Annotated in this window: 18 protein-coding genes and 1 pseudogene; 5 read left to right on the forward strand and 14 right to left on the reverse strand. The window is 45.5% G+C overall.

Annotated elements, in window-relative coordinates:
- Positions 1-191: 191 nt before the first annotated feature.
- The 9 genes from cas5 to F1728_RS25415 all read right to left on the reverse strand — a co-directional run bounded on the left by cas5 (position 192) and on the right by F1728_RS25415 (position 6,877).
- Complete coding sequence (cas5, locus tag F1728_RS25375; RefSeq protein ID WP_155366372.1) at positions 192-830, reverse strand: type I-MYXAN CRISPR-associated protein Cas5/Cmx5/DevS; 639 nt, start codon at positions 828-830, stop codon at positions 192-194.
- On the reverse strand, positions 827-1,753 hold the full coding sequence (gene cas7i, locus F1728_RS25380) for a type I-B CRISPR-associated protein Cas7/Cst2/DevR (protein WP_155366373.1): 927 nt from the start codon (positions 1,751-1,753) through the stop codon (positions 827-829). Before cas7i ends, cas5 begins: the two co-directional genes overlap by 4 nt.
- A gap of 25 nt (positions 1,754-1,778) precedes the next feature.
- Positions 1,779-3,356: a type I-MYXAN CRISPR-associated Cas8a1/Cmx1 gene (gene cas8a1 / locus F1728_RS25385; RefSeq protein ID WP_155366374.1), complete on the reverse strand. Its 1,578-nt coding sequence runs from the start codon at positions 3,354-3,356 to the stop codon at positions 1,779-1,781.
- Entirely contained in the window at positions 3,340-4,011 is a 672-nt protein-coding gene (cas6, locus tag F1728_RS25390) for a type I-MYXAN CRISPR-associated protein Cas6/Cmx6 (protein ID WP_155366375.1), read from the reverse strand. Before cas6 ends, cas8a1 begins: the two co-directional genes overlap by 17 nt.
- Before the next feature lie 94 nt (positions 4,012-4,105).
- On the reverse strand, positions 4,106-4,678 hold the full coding sequence (locus F1728_RS25395) for a c-type heme family protein (protein ID WP_155366376.1): 573 nt from the start codon (positions 4,676-4,678) through the stop codon (positions 4,106-4,108).
- Between the two features lie 53 nt (positions 4,679-4,731).
- Entirely contained in the window at positions 4,732-5,301 is a 570-nt protein-coding gene (locus tag F1728_RS25400; RefSeq protein WP_155366377.1) for a DUF488 family protein, N3 subclade, read from the reverse strand.
- A 115-nt stretch (positions 5,302-5,416) separates the two neighbouring features.
- On the reverse strand, positions 5,417-5,845 hold the full coding sequence (locus tag F1728_RS25405) for a PAS domain-containing protein (RefSeq protein WP_155366378.1): 429 nt from the start codon (positions 5,843-5,845) through the stop codon (positions 5,417-5,419).
- On the reverse strand, positions 5,826-6,392 hold the full coding sequence (locus F1728_RS25410; protein ID WP_145442687.1) for a c-type heme family protein: 567 nt from the start codon (positions 6,390-6,392) through the stop codon (positions 5,826-5,828). The genes F1728_RS25405 and F1728_RS25410 overlap by 20 nt, the downstream gene beginning before the upstream one ends.
- A 65-nt stretch (positions 6,393-6,457) precedes the next feature.
- Positions 6,458-6,877 (reverse strand): RrF2 family transcriptional regulator, encoded by a 420-nt coding sequence (locus F1728_RS25415; RefSeq protein ID WP_155366379.1) that lies wholly within the window; start codon positions 6,875-6,877, stop codon positions 6,458-6,460.
- A 258-nt stretch (positions 6,878-7,135) separates the two neighbouring features.
- On the opposite strand from F1728_RS25415, the gene F1728_RS32735 reads away from it, so the two are divergent.
- Entirely contained in the window at positions 7,136-7,273 is a 138-nt protein-coding gene (locus F1728_RS32735) for a hypothetical protein (RefSeq protein WP_390644265.1), read from the forward strand.
- A gap of 62 nt (positions 7,274-7,335) precedes the next feature.
- Positions 7,336-7,668: a cupin domain-containing protein gene (locus tag F1728_RS25420; RefSeq protein ID WP_155366380.1), complete on the forward strand. Its 333-nt coding sequence runs from the start codon at positions 7,336-7,338 to the stop codon at positions 7,666-7,668.
- A gap of 941 nt (positions 7,669-8,609) precedes the next feature.
- Here the strand turns inward: F1728_RS25420 and F1728_RS25425 are convergent.
- A complete protein-coding gene (locus F1728_RS25425) occupies positions 8,610-9,182 on the reverse strand; it encodes a c-type heme family protein (RefSeq protein ID WP_155366381.1) in 573 nt (190 codons plus the stop codon).
- A gap of 160 nt (positions 9,183-9,342) precedes the next feature.
- Entirely contained in the window at positions 9,343-9,762 is a 420-nt protein-coding gene (locus F1728_RS25430; RefSeq protein ID WP_145442683.1) for an RrF2 family transcriptional regulator, read from the reverse strand.
- Positions 9,763-9,891: 129 nt separating this feature from the next.
- Here F1728_RS25430 and hmpA point away from each other — a divergent pair, with 129 nt between their 5' ends.
- Together hmpA and F1728_RS25440 are read left to right on the forward strand one after the other, a co-directional pair.
- Complete coding sequence (gene hmpA, locus F1728_RS25435; protein WP_155366382.1) at positions 9,892-11,130, forward strand: NO-inducible flavohemoprotein; 1,239 nt, start codon at positions 9,892-9,894, stop codon at positions 11,128-11,130.
- A gap of 741 nt (positions 11,131-11,871) precedes the next feature.
- Positions 11,872-12,276, forward strand: a complete 405-nt coding sequence (locus F1728_RS25440) for a GreA/GreB family elongation factor (protein ID WP_155366383.1) — start codon at positions 11,872-11,874, stop codon at positions 12,274-12,276.
- Between the two features lie 272 nt (positions 12,277-12,548).
- Here F1728_RS25440 and F1728_RS25445 read toward each other — a convergent pair whose 3' ends face one another.
- Both F1728_RS25445 and F1728_RS25450 read right to left on the reverse strand, forming a co-directional pair.
- On the reverse strand, positions 12,549-12,977 hold the full coding sequence (locus F1728_RS25445) for a GreA/GreB family elongation factor (protein ID WP_194242520.1): 429 nt from the start codon (positions 12,975-12,977) through the stop codon (positions 12,549-12,551).
- Between the two features lie 507 nt (positions 12,978-13,484).
- Positions 13,485-13,737 (reverse strand): annotated as a pseudogene (locus F1728_RS25450) (transposase); the annotation flags it as partial.
- Between the two features lie 688 nt (positions 13,738-14,425).
- Here F1728_RS25450 and F1728_RS25455 point away from each other — a divergent pair.
- Positions 14,426-14,710: a hypothetical protein gene (locus F1728_RS25455; RefSeq protein ID WP_155366386.1), complete on the forward strand. Its 285-nt coding sequence runs from the start codon at positions 14,426-14,428 to the stop codon at positions 14,708-14,710.
- A gap of 118 nt (positions 14,711-14,828) precedes the next feature.
- Here the strand turns inward: F1728_RS25455 and F1728_RS25460 are convergent, their stop codons facing one another.
- Complete coding sequence (locus F1728_RS25460; protein ID WP_155366387.1) at positions 14,829-15,236, reverse strand: GreA/GreB family elongation factor; 408 nt, start codon at positions 15,234-15,236, stop codon at positions 14,829-14,831.
- Between the last annotated feature and the right edge of the window lie 246 nt (positions 15,237-15,482).

Consider the following 15,482-nt stretch of genomic DNA (forward strand, 5'->3'; position numbering starts at 1 on the left):
GTACATCGCCTGACGGCATCTAATATATTATCAAGGAGTTTTATAAACCTGCTTTGAATGCTCAACGCCTGACGGCATCTCATATAAAATAGACTCGATCAACATTCAGGATTTCACCATTATACTCAACGCCTGACGGCATCATCCCATGGATACCAGCATAAATGCTTCACCACAAAATCCATGATTCATCAGGGCGGGATGATCATCGGAATTTCGTCACGTGAAAGCGTATTCAGATTTCGTGTTTGTATAGTCCCAGTGACATAACGCGTATTGGTAGATTGCACGTGATCTACCCAAACCGGCAAGGTTTGTTCTCCTCGAGCATCCAAAAGAAACATGGTCGCTTCTAAATCTCCTTTCAACTTTGATATTTCCTTGATAACCGAAACGTCATTGACCAGATGGGTACTTTCTCCTAGAGAAAGTCCACCATAACGATGTGTGTGCTTCGGATATTCCAGCGTGGAGCTGACGCGTTTGTCCAGAGTCGGTCTACTCCGATCTTCCTCTGCTGAATCGAGCCATAGTACCAGTTCTAAATTAGACAATAATTCCTGGTAATCGGGACGAATATTCTCACGTGCTTCAGGACGTGGATTTTTCACTCGCCAGACTTTTCTCAAGACAACACTCTTCACCGGCGTGGAGATAAGTCCTGCGGTCACTCGACAGCCGATATGTCGCTTCCGATCACATTCTCCAACTAGCGATAACAGGAATCCGTAGCACGTTGCCGGTGGTGGTAAAAGATGAGTTTCCAGATACTCCCGCGCGTATCCTTTCCGGAAACAGGAGACGGGCACAGTTACACGAACTCCAATCACGGTTGAGCCTCGATTCCTATTAGCTTTGACATCCTATCAAGCACGGAGGCACACGCAGCTTTCACTCCCATCGTTTCGAGGCCCCTGTTTTTCAATTGTTGATACAGGGGAGATTCGAAATCACTGACGCCACCTATCAATTCTTCAATCTGAATATCGCCAGAATCCAGGCGTGCAAGGAGCTGATCGACGGAAACAGTCTTCCCGTGATCGTTCGACTCGAAACAATAAAGAATTCGAGGTGCCGGATCGTGGGTCAACCGGAATACAACGGCATCGGGAGAGAAGTCATATAAGAACCGTCCTTGATTACCTGCCACTGTCCCCAGGTGACACAATGCATCAATGGCGGAGGCTGCCCTGGACTTTTCCCGTAGACTTTCCGGTGTCAGTGACATGCCGTACTGATATCGCGTGGCATGCACTTCACAACCATAAGGAACCGGATGTTTGAATTTATCCTTACCACGAACTGCCGCTGGTGTCGCTCCTGGACTGGCAGCATTGAATGTGACGTCACCGTTCCAGGGGGTTAAAGAGACTGCACGAGTCAGTTCCAGCACTGCACGACGGACTTTGGTGGAAGTAGTACCTTCGGTTTTGGCAGCCTCAGCCCGCATATACCCCAAAAGGTCATCATCAATATAGGTTTTGCCAGAGTCAGTATCCCATCCTCGAAACTCCGGGTCCTCCCAGGAATTGGTGCGTTCAGTCTCATTCCAGCGTCGATTCGTACCTGAGTCTTCCAGATCTGCCAGACGTCTCCGCAGTGAAAAACGTATCGCTTCCGCGCTTACGGTAGAATGCGGATGGCCCAGCCAGAGAATTTTTTGTAAAGTTGTGATATTACCATCCGTTTCCGCCCGATTATTAGCAGCGGTCCCATAGGGTGTTACAAAATTAGCATAGACATGCAGGGACATACCCAGTCTCCACGTTCTTAAATATTCAGGCAGATTGTTTCAGTTTCTGTTCTTCACTGACACGTCCAGAAAAACAAACCAGAGCCAGCAGACTTAAATCGCGACAACGTTGCCAGTCCTCATTTATAAATGCCAGACACTGGTTGTATTCCGTAGATAACGTTTTTTTAGAACTACTTTGATTCAACAATTGGCTGAGCAGAGACCGCAACTGTGATTGACATTGCGTCCTGGCTAGTTTGAGTCGTATCTTCTCATAAGCCCATCCACAGGTTGATGGGGCAGACCGTCTTGCTGAATGGATTGCTTCTGATCTTTTCCCGGAAAGCAGACCTGTTACTGCATTCTGAATCATGCCAACCAGCAATCGCTCTTCATCTCGGCCCCAAATTCCGGGAGTGGAGATGAGCTGATGCAGCCCCTGGGCTTCATACATGACCTGATCACGAAACAGTCTGCCAGTATTAGGATTAGTTTTGGACATCATGCTCGAAAACCCTGAATACCAGGGTTTCCGAGCTATCAGATTCTCTGCTATCAGGGATCGCATGATACTGTCGACCCGATATCCAGATTGAAAAGCTTTAACGGTTGTCTGCTTCGAACTGGATCTATTGAGGTCTGACTCTAAGGCAACAATTCGAGGCCGCAGCGCGTCATACACTTTTTGAAAGTGGCTGATTGTCAGATCATCCAATGTTCCAACTTCGCAGGTCTTAACGCGAGACTTAATTTGAAGGGCCCAGGGAGTGGGCTGAAATGTGACTGAATTGATTCCCAGTTTCGCACCGACCCTCATTTTAGCCTGTAAAATCGCATCGGCAGAATTTAACACGCGACATTCGCTGGCATGTTGAGGATTTAGTCGGGGACGCTGCTGAATAAATTCATGCAAATCTTTTACCTCTGGTACGAGCAGTATTCCAACACCTCGATTCACTGCCATTGCCAGACAACCTACCAGAGAAAAATACAGTGGCAGAATTCGTTTTAATGGTTCTTTGATAGCTGTTTGATTCTTGAAAGCAAAATGACGGATGGATGCTCCCGGATAGATTGAGCTGTCGATTCTTATCGGTTGAGTCTGAAATCGCCCGTGTTGATCAATCAGATCTTTCCAGCCAGACTGCTGCTTGAACCAGGACCATTTTCGATAAGCAACAGGTACCTCCCAGCTTCCCCCACCAGACAAGCGATGACAGACCTGCGATTCGTTTTTTGCCAATTTTCGCGAAGTCCCGTGTTGCAAAAATGTCAGAAGGTAACCAGCCTGTAAATCTGCCAACAATGCTGAATCCGGAGGAGAATGAAACTGCCCTGGCAGAAAAATAAGACCGTCGGAATTGATTTGAAACCCGAATTCAAAGAGTTTCTGGAGCGCATTTGCAGCCTGCTGAGGTTCAGAAAGTTCCAACGTGATAGAGTCAGTCTTGATCTCAAAGCGAAAGGGATAATCCCAATTGGTACCTGCGCCTGAACACATTCCCTTTTGCCATGCATGTAGCGTGCAGGCCAAACCTCCTAGCCCCGCACGATGTAGAGGAGACATCCCCGGTGCATGGAGTTCTAATTCAATCGTTTTTAAATCATTTACCGATACCATAGCCGCCCTGCCCTATCGTCTCATCCATATCTGTTACCATCGTTTTGTTCCGCGGTCGATATGCAGTGAATAAGCCACAGCCCATATGCCGCCTTCCACCGACCCCCATGATCTGCACCTGGAGAGATTCTTCCTCAGTCAAATTCTCTAACAAAACTTCATACCCCACTATTACTTTATCTTTAATTTTTAGAGTACGTCGTTTTCGAATATCAACCTTGCCTTCAGGATTCACGTCATAGCTAGAGAGCTGTTTTTCTATTGACGCTCGAAATGATAAGGCATCCAACTGGGCCGCATTTTGTCCCGCTATCTTGATTATTACCAGCCTGCTCCAAAGTGTAGGGGCAGCAAGCAGAGCAGTCACTTGAGGGACTCCAATCCGTATCTTTGCCTGATTCACCTGAATCGTTTTTCCCGTCAGACATAAGAACTGAAAGATCTGCTCTACCGGGGTTCTCAGCACCAGACTACTGCCTGTCCGTAACTTCAAGTGATGATTCTGGAGATATTTACCGCGCAATGAGTGAATACCGATTTCGTTCTTCTGATGCAAATCAGGGACCAGGTTTGAAAGCGCAGCATACAGATGATATCCATGATCAACGGGGACTGAATCTTCTGTTGTAATCCGAAATTTCAGATCGACGTACATAACCACTAACTGTCACTTACCTGAGAAAAGCTTTCTTTTTGCTGAGTCTGTCATCAAAACAGCGCAGCCTAAACTAGATAAACTGAAGATAGGATTATTCAGCTTTGCCATGTGATTTTACGGGCATAGAAATCACTAATCCCGCCACGCGATCTCGGTTATCTCGACGCATCGGAAGATGACACTTCAAACACTGGGATGGTAGTCGGATCTTTCCGGTGTAATGGAATTGGTCATCGATTACCTGTTCATAACTGGCTTTACCCACTGACAATTCTTTGACAGACATTTTCTCAAATTCAGTTTTGGGTTCGTTGTCAATGTTCATCGCCTTCGCGTTTACAGCCAGCCAGCGAATCTTTACCCCATGAGCACGGTTCAGCTCTTTAAAAACATCTTCCAGAGAATGTGAGGGGATCACTCGACTCTCATCCTCCTGAAAAAAATCGCGGTGTATTACCTGCAGTGCGCCATGAATAGTCTCATGTAGAATCCGAGCGCGTATTTGCGCCTCACCGATTGTCGTCGGTAGAGATTTCAATGTTGAAAGCGCTGCTTTGTCATTTGGCTTTTCCGCCTGTACGATGAGCGATGAACGTCTCCCCTGCCCCAGACTGAGATAAAGCAACCCAAATCCGACAAAAAGCAGCAGTCTAATTTTATTCATATTCTGATTTCTCAATTCAAAAATTAAAGAATGGCTCCGAACATATCATCCCCTTAAAAATCACCAGGGAGTAAATCTACGATATACCTCCAGCTTTGTTTGTCAGGCATCATCCAGGTTTTATGTTTCGTATACCATAGACCTCCCAGCGCGATAATCTCACTACGTACAGGAAATGTGTGGCCGCCAATCATTAGTCCCGCGCTCCAGCGATGCTGGCATTCTAAATGAATCAGCTGATCTTCGATTACAGTCGCCAGGTTTTGATTTGCTGAACCACTCTGATAGACCAGGATCAGCAAGCCCTGGCAGGCTAAACTTCTGAGCTGTTCGCATAATGAAACCTGTGATATTAGTTGACAGCGATATCGTCGACGGAATTCATACCAGAGCTCTGGATGATGCGAAAACCATTCTTGTAATTCACGGTTTGGATTCAATCCTGGCAACCACCAGAGCTCATTTCTCAAATTGCCTGGCGGTACATAAGAGTCACACCAAACAACACTATCCGTCTCATGGGTGACGAGATCATCAATATGCACTGAACAAACATGGAATCTATAGTTAGTCATAGGAGTTTTATCGCGGATAGGTTCTATCCACTTTTCGATATTCGACACCGCTTACCATCATCTATTCATTGACTAGTCGTAAGAGAGCTTAGCCGGTATTAACACGTTGGCCACCTTTCACAGCCCTTTTGAATTCTTATCCAAATTATTAAATCAACAATGATTACTGATCGTATTGGCGAATAGTATCCTCTCGAATAATCGCACCGATATTCACAATCCTCTTATTTTCATCTCTCACAACGCCAACGGTCAGCGCTCCCGGAAACTGAGTCTGGTCTTTGCGCAACATGGGGACATGGATCAAATCGCTTCCCAGACGAGTCTGATTCAGGCGCGTGGCTTTGTAAAATCCTTCCCAGTGTGCTTTGCGCGATTGCGGAGGGATAATCAGATCCAGCGACTCTCCGAGTGCTTCAGTAGACGTATATCCAAACAGGCGCTCGGCTCCAGGATTCCAGAGGACAAACCGCCCATCACGATCGACACTGATAACAGCGTCTCCGAATGCATTTATGAGTGTGTGCAATTCAGAATGAAACTGCGTAGCCTCCGGATCTCTATGGAGAGACTCACTTGATTGGTAACTCATAGCTGATCGCTCCTATCGGTTGTCCATCCTTCACATCCTTGTAGTGAGGGTGGCACATGACACATTTTTTCATCACCACGGGAACAGGCGTCATCGCCTGCAGGTAGGGCCGCCCTTCTTTGATGATTACCTCCTCATAGTAAGGTTCACCTGATTTGAGTTTTCGAACGCCTTGCTTCTCGAATTCGGTCTTGGCCACATTCTGGGGTTCGTAAGGCTCACCTGTCACATCCAGAAGGCGTACATGATGAAAGCCTGTTTTGCCGACTCGCTTAAATAACTCAACCGCCGCGCTGCCTGCAGGAAAGTCGTCATCGTCATTTACATACTTATCTGTAATAAGCACAATCGCCTGTTTATAGATATCATCCAGCATTTTGACGGTTTGACGAGTCCGTTTAACCGCGGACTTTGAAGGCTGTCCAGGCTCTTGAGCAGTCGGCTCGTCAGACGTTTTTCCAATCTTTTGATCTTGGCCTGTTAAATCGAGAGTAAAGAGAAACAGAATAGTCACTGCGAGGCTTGTAACAATTCCTGTCTTGAGCATGAGGCTTCCTTTCTTCCTACCAGATGAAGATTAATTTCAACTTCAATGCAATTACCAGAATATGATTAAGTTAAATTCAACAACTGTTGCTTTGAAGGGGCAACACCAGCCAAGGTAACACTGTTGAGATACTCCAGTTGAATCCGTTCGGCCTCTGCCAGAACCCCTTTAAGCTTACAGAATGGCTGAATCACACAGACATTATCAGTCCCAACGCAATCCAAGAGGTGCAAGCTACCTTCAAAGCGTTCGATCACTTCTCCCAAACGTATTTCTTCAAGAGGGGTTGCGAGTTCAATTCCTCCCCCTAACCCTCTAACACTGCGGATATATCCAAAGCGTGATAGCTGATTGACCACCTTCGCCACATGATTACTTGAAATCTGGAAGAGGGTGGCGACATCTGCGACCGTGACCCGCTCGTCTTGAGACGCCAGGTACATCAGAGTTCGCAACGCGTAATCAGTTTGCACGGTGAGTTGCATTTTCAATCCTGATCTGTAATAAACATGTATAAGAGATACATCTTTTACGGAATATAGATATGAGTCACCTTTTTGTCAACAATATTTATAAAATGGTGTTGATCACAAATGCAGATTCGACGACCTGTATTCTGCTTGGGAAACACTTCCAGAGTATAAACGACGGCGAGCATGAATCGCGCATGGGTAGCGTTTGCAACAGTGTTAGTATTCCCATTTCTCGCTTTGGAATGGACCGGAAGTCGAATCTATCAACGGATGCCCCCCATTCCTGACAAAGTTTTAACGCCGGATGAGAAACTACTGATTGACTCGCGCGCGATTGAGCAAGGACACAATATCTGGCAGTCCACGGGAGGTATGGAGGTCGGCCCTATTTGGGGACAATCGAACTAGTTCGATTAAGTTTATAGGTATCACTGAATTCTCGAAATAATCATTCAATAGAGGTGTCATATATGGCTATACCACATGCAGAATCTGGAACAATCATTAAAATCGACCCACTGAAACAAAAGCTTTCAGAGACTAAGACTCATACACTAGCCAAGACAGACAAGCTTGAAATAATACGCCTGGTCATGAAGAAAGGAAAAGAAATATCCCCTCATTCCAGTCCAGGTCCTATCACTGTCCAATGCCTGGAAGGTCGGGTTCAGTTTTCTACTCAGGGAAAGGATCTTGACATGGTTCCAGGGAATTTAACTTTCCTGAATGGTGGCGAGACTCATTCCGTAAAAGCGATTGAGGATTCATCATTGCTTTTGACATTACAAATCATGAAGCATTGATTCATCTCCTCTGGCATAACGCTTCTATAGCAATCTAAGCTCAGGTGAAAAGTGAAATCGGTTGGTACCGTAGATCGATTTACTTAATTGGATAAAGCCCTTCACTCGCCTTTTCTGGGTCTTATTAATCCCAAGGGCCTGATGACAATCTCATTAAAGAATCTACTACGTTTCGACTGGGACATCATCGACGGAATACTTACTGCTGTGTCGGCAATCGTACCGCATATGCTACACGTACTTGATGTAGAAGCTTTATCTGCAATCATGGTTGTGTTACTGGCGTTACTATTGCTTAGAGACCTGAGGAGAGAAAATTATGATGGGGATATTTTGATTTGCTTCAAATAACAAACTCAGAAGACCTGACCTGCAATTTGGAATAATAGCAACAGATACTGTTCTTGTCGGTCCACGACACCTGAGGAAAGTGCACAGAAAGTTTGCTGAGCAAGCCAAAGCGAATATGGCTGGTTTAACGTATGTTTCCTTATGTTCGAAACTCAGGAAATATTTGACTTAATGCTACGAACTGCGATTGAAAACCCAGCTGTCAGATCAATTCAATTTCTTTCTGACAGTGCTGAAGAATTCCTATGAAAAAAGAATACGTGTCCAAAGAATGTGAGCATTCCTGGTTAGAAAAAAGTAAGTACACCTCGCTGGAGAGATCTTCCTGAGTCAACCTCCTTCATATTCAGTGATTCTAAAACAGATGGTACGACCGAGGCCTGCTCAGTTTCTGGGGAGTACCATTTATGTCAAGAGAGACTGGTCGACAAACACCTCGTTTTATTTTCTGGATAAAAGCACACTCCGATTTCATCCCTCAGTTGATTGAACTGGAGCGTCGTTATCGCCTCAGAAATATTTAGGACGAGGCTTAAGCTCTTTAGTACACCATGACGACAAATAATATCCCAGCCAGCTATCAGCTCATATCATTTTATTGGGATCGATATAATCAATCCAGCAAATCGATCTTTCGTATTTTTCTTTCCAAACCCAACATGACAGCTCAAACAACCATGATGCATTAATGAAATCGCACCTGCTCGCTGGTAAACACCATTTTCGACTTTTTCATAGATCTCTTTACCCGACGCCAGTTCCTGAGCAGCCTTTTTTTCAAAATCGGTTTTCGGCTCGTGGTCGATACTCATCGCGCGGGCATTTACGGCAATCCATCGTGCCTTGATTCTCTCTACTTCCTCCACATCATCAAACATTCGTTGCATTACCCGTGCAGGAACAGCAGCTCGCTCATTGACAAAATAACTTCTATGCATGGAATCCAAAGTCGCCGAATATATATTGTGAGTAAGTCGCGCCCGTAAACGTGCCTCGTCGATTGACATCCGCCGTTCCAGTTGCTTTTCATCGGTTTTCTTTGTCGCCCCTCTTTTTAGCCCCTGTGCCTGGGTGAGGCTCTCCTGCCCTGGTGGTTCAGCGAACGAAACCAAAGTACAAGCCAAAACACATCCGCATAGCATCACTGATACTTTAATCATCATTTCCCACTTTCTCTAAACGGTTATTGAAGCAGAAATCTTCATCACAACCAATCAAAGGTAAATTACTAAAGACACAACGTTCCATTTCAAGACTTGGGTGATCATCTCTCTTGCTATAAAAATAGAATCAACGAAGTTAAAGTTCCCTTCAACAATTTCATCAACTCTCGCATAAGGGAACGATCGTTGTGGTGGACTCAAGTAGCTGGCCGATTGTCACGCGAGCGAATGCAGCTTCCGCTTCGGCATATACACGATCTAATTCTGCGTGTAAGGGACAGAGACTGGTGTGCGATTTCAGCCCCAACGGACAACTATTGATTCGTTCCATGGGGGCGATAGCGCTCACGATATCCAGAATTGAAAGTTCTGAAGGATCAGTAATCAATTCGTAGCCCCCCTTGGGGCCACTTCGCGACTTCAGAATTCCTCCAGCGGTGAGGTCCTGCAGAACACGCGTGAGATACCGTCGGGGTACTTTGGTCTTTTCTGCCAGATGATCTGCCGATTCTGGTTTATGGGGTTGCCCCGCCAGACAGGCTACTGCACGCAATGCATATTCATGAGTCTTCGAAAGCATCTGATTTCCCGAAAAATATATGGAGGTCCACAATTAGGCGTTGACGTACAAGAAAAACAATTCTATACATTCAGGTGCAGTATAATTAACTTCCCACATATAGCAAGTTTTTCTTCAGGAGAACCATCAATGCTAAGTGATAAAACCATCGGTATTGTCAAGAATATCACTCCGGTTGTCGCGGCAAATGCGGAAACCGTCACTCGCGTTTTCTACCAGAAGATGTTCGCAGGGAACCCGGAAGTCAAAGCTTTCTTCAATCAATCACACCAACATTCCGGTGGCCAGCAAAAAGCTCTTGCTGGTGCCATCTGCGCTTATTTTTCACACATTGATGATCTGGAGTCCCTCACGCCAGCAATTGAGCTCATTGCTCAGAAGCACTGCTCTTTAGGTATTCAACCCGAACAGTATCCGATCGTCGGCAAGCACTTATTGGCAGCGATTCAGGAGGTTATGGGAGAAGCTGCCACAGACGAAATCTTGGCTGCGGTGGGCGAAGCTTATCAACTCCTTGCGGATGTATGCATAGAACGTGAGCGACAAATTTATGCTGAACAGCGTGCTTTAACTGGAGGCTGGAACGGCTATCGTCCGTTTATCGTTGAACGTAAGGAATCAGAGAGTAATGTCATTACATCCTTCTATTTGAAGCCTGCCGACAATGGCCCACTTCCGAGCTGGATACCGGGCCAATACATTACCGTCAGAATTGATCATCCAACCACTCCCACTTCACCCCGCAACTACAGTCTTTCGGATCAGCCGGGACAAAACTATTTTCGTATCAGTGTTAAACGCGAAGTGAGCCTCACCCCTGATGCTCCTGCTGGACTGATTTCGAATTATCTACACGATGTAGTTCAGGTTGGCGACACCTTGGAAATCGGCCCGCCTTGCGGAGAATTTACATTGAATCTCTCTGATCAGCATGAAACCCCGGTTGTCTTCCTTGCCGGTGGCGTTGGTGTCACTCCATTATTATCGATGGCAAAATCGTTGATCGCTTCTCAGCCTGAAGCCCCTCTCTATTTTTTACAGGCAGCACGCAACAGCCAGACTCATGCTTTCAGAAAAGAACTTCAAGAATTAAAAGATAATGGTCCAAACGTCAGAACGCTTACGATGTATGATTGCCCTCTTGAAGAAGACGTCGAAAGGGAAAATTATGATTCGAATGGCGTTGTAGATGAAACAATCATTCGTGACTGGACTCCCTTCGAGAATGCCGAATTTTATTTCTGTGGTCCTAAACCGTTCATGCAGAATGTTTATTCTTGCCTACACTCCTTGAATGTCTCAACTGATCGAATTCATTTCGAGTTCTTCGGACCACGCCAGGACATAGAGTCCTTGGCCAACTCTTGAAAACGATTCATAGACTTGATTTCACATAGAATCAAATACTCGTCGATCCCACAAGAATTATTAGAAATTAAAGCATCCTACTAAACCCCCAATGGGCATGACGACGATATTTTTTTATATGTCCTCCTGAGTCAGCTGAAAATCAGGAGCACAATGAGCGCAACACTATGGCTTGGATTCGTCCAGTTCCAATCAATCATAGTGGATGAATGCATCCGTTTCTTCCTAACACGGATGCATTCATTTTTTCAACACAGTGGCTTTTCATCAATGAAGTTGGTGCTTTGATATCGTCTGGAATTCTTTCCTGCTCCCATAAATAAGAATCCATCTGCTTCATTACAGCTTATTCGTTCTTATCTTGTTGTAGGTTATCTGTTGAAGCATGGCTACGATTTAAGGCCGTTCAAACCCGGCCATTCGGATCTGCTTGCTGCCGGATTGAGGAAATTCGAGGAATAGCTGAGCAGACAATCCTTCTGACCATGACAACATTACTCGTCTTGTCAGCACTGAATGACAATTGTCAACATTAGTTGACAGTGAATCCGAAATGACGATACACAAGAAAACATGGTCAAATCAACTAGCATTTTGCCATATTCAAGCTTACTTTGACTATGCTAAGTATCCTCTGAATCGGCCCGATAATTGCATCATGGATTTACTGACATAATTTCAGAGACAATGTAATGTTGTGTTCTAAGATTATCATTTTCTAAAAATCCAGGGATGTAATTGATGAACCAAAAACGAATAGTAATTTCCAAAAGCGATCATCGAAAATTGTCGCTATTGCTGCAGAGCGAGTTCACACAGGCGATTGGCAATAACCCCTACATCTCGCGATTAAGGGGGGAGTTATATAACGCCGATATTGTAGAGCCGGATTTTATACCACCAGACATAGTGACGATCAATTCGCAGGTAAAACTGATTGATCAGGACTTGAATGAGGATGAGATCTATACCCTAGTCTACCCAGACGAGGCAAACATTAATGACGGAAAATTATCAATCCTGACCCCGATTGGCACCGCAATATTCGGCTGCAGGATTGGTGATAAAGTGAGTGGCTATGCAAGTCAAATGCTGATCAAAGAGATCATTTATCAGCCCCAACGCTCCGGTATAATGTCATCATAAACGGATCACGGGTAAGGTTGTCTCCATAAGCTGAAATCACGCTGATAACTCAGCTAAGAACCTGTGGAGTAATTTTATTTGAAAAATGGCAGGGCCCTCTGCAGTTAAACAATAATCTTTTCCGAGTACAAAAAATACACAACAGGTATGAAAAATCCCACGGCTCCTAAAGTGTCTGAATCTTTATAGATGTTGATCGGACTCAATTATCAAAGTCCGGCCTCTTTACCTGGTGAGTTTTAAGTATATGAAATCCCAATCCGAAATAAGCATTATAATTCATAGTGCTTGGTAGCTTCGGGCTGAAAGCAGATCATATCCAACTGGATTTGCTTTGTCCCCTCCGGAAATTCCCACTCTATAGTATCCCCAACGCTATATCCCAAAATTGCGACTCCCAAGTCGGAGAGGATCGAGAGCTTTCCTTCTTCCAAATCAGCATCTTGAGGAAACACGAGCGTGTAGACCCGTTGCTTCCCAGTCTTGCAGTCAGTCATTTTGACTTGAGTATTCATAGTGACCAGATATGGCGGAATTTGATCTGGAGGAACTATCTTTGCTCGTAATAATTCTGTCTCAAGATGACGGATATAAGAAGGAGGTGGTGACGCAAATTGATTTGCAACGAGCAGCAGTTCTTGTAGCCTGCTGTAATCGTACTCGGAGATAGTAACCGCCCGATATTTATTTGGATTCGACATTTTGCACATTCCTGTGGAGAACGTATCAGTAAGTGGTTTACAACAATTCAAGTAATTCTCAATCTAAAATAAAGCGATCCAATACTGGTCCAATTCATGTAGAGTAAAACTATATGAGCACACAATATATCATCAAGTAAACGCATCTTTTCTCAGTTGGACCAGATAAGCTGTTCTGCATATGTTAACTTCACTGAAAGCGAAGAGTTGGGCACGCACTAGATCCTTTGCTCTCCATTTTCCAGATCCATGAGCTGAACGTCAACTAGATAGAGGCCTTCCAGCTGACATCCCCGCGTTCTGAGGATATTTCATACAGGCTTCAGATACGGGCTAGATCACGTAACCGGATACGTAATTCGGTCCATTCGTCTCGAACACTTTTGTAGCGGTAGCTGGCTCGTGGAAATTTCAATACCCGTGCAATCACGACGTTCACTTTGGGAATAACCTTCCTGAAGCCGCTTCACCACTACGTGACGACAATCAGACCTCATGCCTTTCCCTGGACGACATCCTGCAGCGTCTTCTTATCGAGGCTGAGGTCGGCCACGAGCTGTTTCAGCTTCTTGTTTTCTTCCTCGAGTTGCTTCAGACGCCGCAGTTCAGCCACCCCCATCCCGGCGTACTTCTTACTCCAGCGATAGAAGGCCTGCTCAGAAATGCCCATCTTGCGGGTCACGTCCGCCATTGTGGTTCCTGATTCAGCCTGGCGTAAAACAAAAGCAATTTGTTCTTCTGTGTAGCGTTTTCGTTTAATAGATCTGATCCCTTTCCAGAATACAAGATAACAATATCTCTCGCATTCCGCATGGATCAAGAAACAGGGGAAGGGGCATTGTATCAATGGCTTTCTCCGATAGGCTATAGCAATATAAAGGCGAGAGGCCTTAATAGATAACGAAAGGCAACCTTAATCCTGGTTAGCCAGAAGAGATAAAGCTGATTGAATTCACAGGCAATAAATAGCAGTTGTAATTAGTCTTAGTAAACGATGAGGGGGGCAGGGGCATCTTGATGGACTCGGTCTCGGTGATGATATGTTGTTAAATATGGAGAATCCACTTTCTTTATACCCGACTGAGGCACAGTCCACATTCGCTGGATGACCGCTTTCAGAACTCTGAGAAACCTTCACTGGCCGCAGTGCCACAGTGTTTATGAACTCCACCTTCCATTCAGGTGTCGTGCTTTCAGATAAAAAACAACTGCATGCGACTTACCATAAGTGGCTGTTTTTCTGCGAGTGACTGATAGAAGCAATTATGATTCGCCCGTCTCGTTCGCAAACTGCTGTTTTTACGACGGGATTCCTAACCACTTGCTTACAAAGTTGCAATAACCCAAATCTGGAATGCATGTTTTTATGGCCCACGATTTGCTTCTCTCATGTAAATGAGATTTGTCGTTTTCGATCCACGAATGTCCCTGATGCAGGAGGGCTGAACATGCTGATGAAATCAAATCATGAAACCCGTTCCCGCCAGAAAATCAGGCGACACACACAGGGCTCGTTTGAGAGGCTGAGTGCTTCACGAATGACACCTTACGTGGAAACTCACGCGACGCGAATGTCACGCAGCGTAGAAGAAACAGACTCGTATCGGGCAGAGTCTTTCATGGTTATCAGGCTGATCCTGATCCTGGTACTGTTGGGAATCACACCTTTTGTCCTGTTCCTGCTGTCCTTACAGCTGTACCCGGATCTGCTGCAGATTGATATCACACCTTAAGCTGTGACCTGCCTGGGGAAGGGGCTGTCAACGCGACGGGGAGCGCTCGTCAATCGCGGTTGACAGCCCTTCCCATCTCAGGCTGGTCTTGAATTTAACGTGAAAACATTCGGGGATTTCAGGAAGGAACCCGCGCCCGTTCCGGCTGGAAGACAATCTCTTTAATCTGCATGCGGCTGGCGTTCCCGCTCACCACATCCCCTGTTTTACAGCCTAATATAGCAGTTCCAATCGGCGTCAGAATCGACAGCCTTCCGCTGGCGATATTAGCCTGGTCCGGATAGACGAGCACATAGGTCTCATCTTCATTGATATCCAGATCGACCAGGGTGACCTTGGAATTCATCGTCACCACATCGGGGCTGATCTCTTCTGGATCGACAATCACCGCAGCCTCCAGTTCACTCCGTAAACCGGTCAGGTACGGCTTATTCCCAATTGCCTGGGTGTACTCGCTGTTTAACAGTCGCGAGAGTTTATAATAATCGTTCCTCGTGATTACGATCTGTTTCTGTTTTAAATTCATCTTCCTTTTCCTGACTTCAAATCTATCAGTCGATACTCGTATTCCATCGGTAATTCGCATCATCCAGTCGCGTGGACTGTAGATCTCTTAGAGCAAGTTTCAGGCCAGTACCTCACAGCGGCAATCGGTTCCGTGCAGGGGGCGCCAATTCGACATCGATTGATCTATAGACTGCCGGTTTTTCCGGAATTGGCACTTAAGAAAACGGGACCATGGGGTGTGAACGGGGGCTGACAGGTGTCGCCC

It is taken from the genome of Gimesia benthica, from assembly GCF_009720525.1.
GTDB classification, from domain to species: Bacteria; Planctomycetota; Planctomycetia; order Planctomycetales; family Planctomycetaceae; genus Gimesia; species Gimesia benthica.

What these genes read in the sequence shown, in the direction of transcription:
- cas7i (WP_155366373.1), bottom strand. Translation starts at nt 1,753, where the DNA reads ATGTCCCTGCATGTCTATGCTAATTTTGTAACACCCTATGGGACCGCT.
- cas8a1 (WP_155366374.1), bottom strand. Translation starts at nt 3,356, where the DNA reads ATGGTATCGGTAAATGATTTAAAAACGATTGAATTAGAACTCCATGCA.
- cas6 (WP_155366375.1), bottom strand. Translation starts at nt 4,011, where the DNA reads ATGTACGTCGATCTGAAATTTCGGATTACAACAGAAGATTCAGTCCCC.
- F1728_RS25395 (WP_155366376.1), bottom strand. Translation starts at nt 4,678, where the DNA reads ATGAATAAAATTAGACTGCTGCTTTTTGTCGGATTTGGGTTGCTTTAT.
- F1728_RS25405 (WP_155366378.1), bottom strand. Translation starts at nt 5,845, where the DNA reads ATGAGTTACCAATCAAGTGAGTCTCTCCATAGAGATCCGGAGGCTACG.
- F1728_RS25410 (WP_145442687.1), bottom strand. Translation starts at nt 6,392, where the DNA reads ATGCTCAAGACAGGAATTGTTACAAGCCTCGCAGTGACTATTCTGTTT.
- F1728_RS25415 (WP_155366379.1), bottom strand. Translation starts at nt 6,877, where the DNA reads ATGCAACTCACCGTGCAAACTGATTACGCGTTGCGAACTCTGATGTAC.
- F1728_RS32735 (WP_390644265.1), top strand. Translation starts at nt 7,136, where the DNA reads ATGCCCCCCATTCCTGACAAAGTTTTAACGCCGGATGAGAAACTACTG.
- F1728_RS25420 (WP_155366380.1), top strand. Translation starts at nt 7,336, where the DNA reads ATGGCTATACCACATGCAGAATCTGGAACAATCATTAAAATCGACCCA.
- F1728_RS25425 (WP_155366381.1), bottom strand. Translation starts at nt 9,182, where the DNA reads ATGATGATTAAAGTATCAGTGATGCTATGCGGATGTGTTTTGGCTTGT.
- F1728_RS25430 (WP_145442683.1), bottom strand. Translation starts at nt 9,762, where the DNA reads ATGCTTTCGAAGACTCATGAATATGCATTGCGTGCAGTAGCCTGTCTG.
- hmpA (WP_155366382.1), top strand. Translation starts at nt 9,892, where the DNA reads ATGCTAAGTGATAAAACCATCGGTATTGTCAAGAATATCACTCCGGTT.
- F1728_RS25440 (WP_155366383.1), top strand. Translation starts at nt 11,872, where the DNA reads ATGAACCAAAAACGAATAGTAATTTCCAAAAGCGATCATCGAAAATTG.
- F1728_RS25445 (WP_194242520.1), bottom strand. Translation starts at nt 12,977, where the DNA reads ATGTCGAATCCAAATAAATATCGGGCGGTTACTATCTCCGAGTACGAT.
- F1728_RS25455 (WP_155366386.1), top strand. Translation starts at nt 14,426, where the DNA reads ATGCTGATGAAATCAAATCATGAAACCCGTTCCCGCCAGAAAATCAGG.
- F1728_RS25460 (WP_155366387.1), bottom strand. Translation starts at nt 15,236, where the DNA reads ATGAATTTAAAACAGAAACAGATCGTAATCACGAGGAACGATTATTAT.